Annotated in this window: 5 protein-coding genes; 3 read left to right on the top strand and 2 right to left on the bottom strand. The window is 73.2% G+C overall.

From position 1 onward, the window contains the following. Positions 1–517, top strand: a 517-nt coding sequence (locus tag JNL41_RS11210; protein ID WP_293474942.1) for a LysR substrate-binding domain-containing protein, incomplete at its 5' end; no start/stop codon positions are given. Positions 518–680: 163 nt separating this feature from the next. Here JNL41_RS11210 and JNL41_RS11205 read toward each other — a convergent pair. Continuing rightward, positions 681–1,100, bottom strand: coding sequence for a recombinase family protein (locus JNL41_RS11205; protein ID WP_293474940.1), 420 nt, complete (start codon positions 1,098–1,100; stop codon positions 681–683). Between the two features lie 300 nt (positions 1,101–1,400). Next, positions 1,401–1,976, bottom strand: coding sequence for a GNAT family N-acetyltransferase (locus JNL41_RS11200; RefSeq protein ID WP_293474938.1), 576 nt, complete (start codon positions 1,974–1,976; stop codon positions 1,401–1,403). Between JNL41_RS11200 and JNL41_RS11195 the strand changes: the two genes are divergently transcribed. Both JNL41_RS11195 and JNL41_RS11190 read left to right on the top strand, forming a co-directional pair. After that, a complete protein-coding gene (locus tag JNL41_RS11195; protein ID WP_293474936.1) occupies positions 1,975–2,898 on the top strand; it encodes a histone deacetylase family protein in 924 nt (307 codons plus the stop codon). The two genes, JNL41_RS11200 and JNL41_RS11195, sit on opposite strands and share 2 nt — an antisense overlap. A 41-nt stretch (positions 2,899–2,939) precedes the next feature. Continuing rightward, positions 2,940–3,542 carry a histidine phosphatase family protein gene (locus JNL41_RS11190; RefSeq protein ID WP_293474934.1) on the top strand — a complete coding sequence of 201 codons (603 nt, stop codon included), beginning with the start codon at positions 2,940–2,942 and terminating at the stop codon, positions 3,540–3,542. The last annotated feature ends 246 nt before the right edge of the window (positions 3,543–3,788 follow it).

The raw sequence follows: 3,788 nt of genomic DNA, 5'->3' as shown, positions 1-3,788 counted from the left end.
CGTCAGCGAGACGGGCCTCATCGACATCGTCGCCGAGGGCTACGACGCCGGCGTCCGCTGGGGCGAGAGCCTGGCGCAGGACATGGTGGCCGTCTCGCTCGGCCCGCCGCAGCGCTACGTCGTGGCCGGCTCGCCCGACCTCGTCGCCCGGGTGGGCGCGCCGCAGCATCCGCGCGACCTCCTGGCGCGCCCCTGCCTGCGCAACCGCTTCCCGAGCGGGGCGATGCCCCCGTGGGAGCTGGAGAAGGACGGCGAGGAGGTCCGCGTCTCGCCCACCGGCCCGCTGGTCGCCAACAGCCCGACGACGCTGATCCGCGCCGCGCTGGACGGCCTGGGGTTCGTGTCGCTCTTCGACGGCTACGTCGCGCCCCACCTCGAGAGCGGCCGCCTCGTCGAGGTCCTCGCCGACTGGTCCGAACCCTTCCCGGGCCCGTTCCTCTACTACCCGAGCCGCCGCACGCTGCCGTCGGCGCTCCGGGCGTTCGTCGACTATGTGCAGGCCGGGCGGCGGCGCTGAAGCCGCGTGCTGTGGCGGTGGGGGCCCGACCTGCCTCACAAGGTCACCGCCTGCGACCCGACCGGCAAGCCGCCGAAGAACCAGCTCTCCTGGACATGACCCCGCGCGTTCGACCCGCCGGGTCGGGCCGGTGGCCGCGTGCCGACAGGCCGCCTGCTGGAGGCTAGGCGCCCGCCGCCGCCTCCGCCTTCAGCTTGCGCCAGACGGTCATGCGCGAGACGCCCAGGCGGCGCGCGATCTCGACGGGCCCGACGCCGGCGCGCTGGAGGGCGTGGATCTCGGTCACCGCGGCGGCCGGACGGCGGCGGCGGTTGGGGTTGGCGCTGGCGGGCTCCAGCCCGGCCACCGCCTCCAGCGCGGCGCGCAGCGCGCGGCCGGGCAGGCCCTGGCTCGTCAGGTCGGGGCTGAGGACGACGAGGGCGGCGCCGCGCGCCTCCAGCCGGTCCAGCGCGTCCAGCACGCCGCGGCCGCTGGACGCCAGCCGTTCCAGCCGGCTCACCACCAACTGGTCGCCGGGGCCGATGAACTCGAGGATGGACGCCAGCGTCTGGCCTTCGGCGCCGGGCGCCTCGGCGCGGACCACCTGGCAGCCGGCCGCCTTGAGCGCGGCGGTGTCCTCGTGGGCGCCCCCCTCTGCGGAACCCCCCTCTGCGGAACCCCCCTCTGCGGAACCCCTCTCTGCGGAAAGCGCGTCCCGCGACCGAACGTAGCCGATCCTCAGCATCCCCACCGCCGATCGCGAAACCACACGCCGAATGCCGGCGAGGGTCCCAAACGGCGGTGGCGCCGCCAAGACGGCAGTAGGTTAAATCGAAGCAATGAAAGCCGGTTTCCGGCGCGAATTGGGGCCGGATTGTGTCGAACTCCGGCGAATTGTGACCCGCTACCGGGTAAAATTCTCCGCGGGCTTTCGCAGTATGAATTCGCGGTCCGTCGTCTTGCCGACCTTGAAGCCGTACTCGCCGGCTTTGGCGAAGCCGTTGCGCTCGTAGAACCGCTGGGCGCCGAGGTTCTCGCTCCAGACGCCGATCCAGACGTCGCGCGGGCCGTCCTTCTGCAGCCAGTCCATGACCTCGCCGAACAGCCGCCCGCCCAGCCCGCCGCCCTGCGCCGCCCGGGTGAAGTAGATCCGCTTGAGTTCGCCGCAGCCCGGCGTGACCTGCGCGTGCGGCAGGCCGCAGGGGCCGGCGAGCGCGTAGCCGATGGCGTGGCCGTCGTCCTCGACCAGCCAGAGCGCCTTGGCCGGATCGGCCAGGTCGGCGCGGGTGCGCTCCAGGCCGTAGGCTTCGGCCAGGAACACCGCGAGGTCCTGCGGATCGTACAGGTGGGCGAAGGTGTCGCTGAAGGTGCGCGCGCCGAGCTCGGCCAGCGCCTCGGCGTCGGCGGGGCCGGCCCGGCGGATGACGGGACCTGCGAGGCCCTCGCGTGCGTTTGGCGAAGTTGCGGTAGGATGCAGCATGACCGTCGCGCTCTACACCCATCAGGACATGTTCGACCACCGCCCCGGCGACCGGCATCCCGAGCGGCCCGAGCGCCTGCGGTCGGTGATCGACGCCCTGGACGACGCGGCGCTCGACCTGATCCCCCACGACGCGCCCGTCGTGGAGGAGGCCGACCTCCTGCGTGTCCACGACAAGGCCTACGTCGAGGAGATCGTGCGCCTCGCCCCCGCCAGCGGCCGCGTGGCGCTGGATCCCGACACCAGCATGTCGGCCGGCAGCCTCGCCGCGGCGCGCCGGGCCGCCGGCGCGGTCGTCCAGGCCGTCCGCGACGTGGCGGCGGGTAAGGCGGAGCGCGCCTTCTGCGCCGTGCGCCCGCCCGGCCACCATGCCGAGCCGGGCCTGCCGATGGGCTTCTGTATCTTTTCGAACGTGGCGGTGGCGGCGCACGCCGCCCGCGCGGCGGGGTTCGGCAAGGTCGCCGTCGTGGACTTCGACATCCACCACGGCAACGGCACCCAGGCGGCGCTGGGCGGCCGAGACGGCCTGTTCTTCGCCTCCATCCAGTCGTGGCCGATGTGGCCCGGCACCGGCCACCCGGACGAGGCGGTCCCGGCCAACATCGTCAACGCCGTCTCGCCCGAGGGCGCGCCGGCCGCGGTCTGGCGCAGGGCCTTCGAGGACCTGATGGGCAAGGTCGACGCCTTCGCCCCCGACCTCGTCATCGTGTCGGCCGGGTTCGACGCCCACGCCCGCGACCCGGTCGGCGGCGGCGGCCAGAGCCTGGAGGAGGCCGACTTCGCCTGGGCGACCCGCGCCATCGCCGACGTCGCGAACCGGCGCGCCAAGGGGCGGGTTGTGTCCTCCCTCGAGGGCGGCTACGACCTCCAGGCTCTGGGCCGTTCTGCGCTCGCGCACGTCAGGGCTCTCGGCGAAGGCTAGGGGCGCGCGGCCGTGAACATTCGGGATCGATGGCCGGCGTCTTGACCACCGAAATCAAAGCCATGTCGCTGAAGCACGGCGCGATCGTCCTGGTGCGGCACGGCGAGCCCAACGTCTCGCGCAAGGTGACGCTGTCGGCGGCCGAGTACCGCGCGTTCTGGGCGAACTACGAGCTCCTGGGCCTCCTGCCGGGCCAGACGCCGCCGCGGCAGCTCAAGGACTTCGTCGCCCGCTGCGGGACCCTGGTCTCCTCGACCCGCCTGCGCGCCATCGAGAGCGCCCAGGCGCTGGCGGGCGAGCGCGCCTTCGACCGCCACGAGATGCTGATCGAGGCGCCGCTGCCGCCGCCGCGGCTGCCGGCGTGGCTGAAGCTGTCGCCGCGGATCTGGGGCTTCCTGGCGCGCTTCTGGTGGTGGTTCTTCAACCATCACGAGGGCCAGGAGCGCCGCAGCGAGGCCGAGGCCCGCGCCGACCAGGCCGCCGCGATGCTGATCGGCTTCGCGGCCGGCGGCGAGACCGTCGTGGTCCTGGCCCATGGCTTCTTCAACCACCTGATCGGCCGCTCGCTGAAGAAGCTCGGCTGGCGCCTCGCCGAGAGCGAGGGCTACAAATACTGGTCCATGCGCCGCTTCGAGCGGGGGTGAGGGCGGCCGGGGCTCGACTCGCTGCGAGCCGTCCTCTCCCGCCGCTCCCGCGCCGCCGCAGACGCATCTACGTCCGCTTCTGACGCATGGGCAGGGTTGACTGTCCCCGATGTCCGAGGCCCTGCCCGAGATCGACGTTGAGGATGTGGACGCGGTGCTGAACGAGGCGCTGCGGGTCGACATGGCGTTGCTGCGGCATGTGAACGCCCAGGCGCTGGCCACGACCGAGCCCGACATCCTGAACGG

It is taken from the genome of Phenylobacterium sp. (assembly GCF_016793285.1).
Classification (GTDB): Bacteria; Pseudomonadota; Alphaproteobacteria; order Caulobacterales; family Caulobacteraceae; genus Phenylobacterium.
The sequence above is the reverse complement of the archived record's forward strand: the minus strand, read 5'-3'. Positions and strand labels throughout refer to the sequence as shown.